General features: G+C 46.7%; 1 protein-coding gene. It reads left to right on the forward strand.

Annotation, left to right across the window (positions count from 1 at the left end; all coding sequences use genetic code 11):
- Window positions 1-152 precede the first annotated feature (152 nt).
- Window positions 153-1068 (forward strand): hypothetical protein (locus tag KDK19_RS03750; RefSeq protein ID WP_257291356.1); only part of this gene is annotated, 916 nt, incomplete at its 3' end.

The raw sequence follows: 1068 nt of genomic DNA on the forward strand, positions 1-1068 counted from the left end.
CACCGGTAACATCTTCCCCGAGCACTTCCTCAGGCATTCCCCGTAGTTCTCCCCCAGCTGCAGCTCCAATTTCTGAAACAGTCAGGATTAGAAAAGTATCCGCTACAACATCAAAACTGGGTCATGAGGTTTTTCAAACGGTCTATCCAACCTTGTTTATCTTTGATGCAGAGCAATCGCCCGGAAAGGGACAGCCAGCGGTTTATGAATTGCCATTGTCAGAGCCCGTTTCTGATAGCATCAGAAGAGTCAACGGTTTTCAGTTACCGGACAACTCGGCTTTTGTGGGGAACAGAGTGGATATCCTGCCTGAATTTGTTATTGAGGGAGGCATAGAGAGTCACTACGTGATCTCGGCAACCCATAATGATTCTGTCTATTATCTGGCGAATATCGAAGTCGATTCCAGACATCCTTTGGATAGCGATGATTCATCAGCAACGGCTACCACAGGAGACCCTGGTACAACCCCGGCCACAGGGGATTATATACCGGCGGGTATTCTGGAACTGAGGGGCGCGGGTATTTTTGTTGCAGACAACATCAGGGTGGTACTTGATCCAGCGGATAACGATATGAGGATCAGGCCGGTAGATCTGGGCTGTAGCAATTATGGTGAGTTTGGCACAGAAGAACATTTCGTCTACCGATTTTTGCACTCTGAGTTTGATCTTTTAAAAGGTCTACCAGGATCAACCAACACTCAAAACGCTGCACTGAGCGTAAGATGTTTTCAGAAAAAAGGGCAAGTGCAGTTGACTATGAAAAACACTCAAACCGTTATAGCTGTAACCACTGGAACGGATCCTCCAACACCCGTTTCACCACAAAGCAGTGGTGTTTTGTTCTCTATATACTTATGGCCCAGAGAAAACGTTCTGAGCTTTGTCGATTCTACCTGTAACAGCGTCGTTGATCAGTTTGGCAATGATTTATCCATTGACTTAGCTCATCCGTCGGATCCCGATCACTATATGGGGGGCGTCTTTCGCAATTACTGTTCTGGCATCAAGATGATGAATGGGGCATTTGGATTAAAAGACAGAGAGCAGGCATGGGGTTGGGTAT

The organism is Endozoicomonas sp. ONNA1 (genome assembly GCF_024606325.1).
Taxonomy (GTDB): Bacteria; Pseudomonadota; Gammaproteobacteria; order Pseudomonadales; family Endozoicomonadaceae; genus Endozoicomonas_A.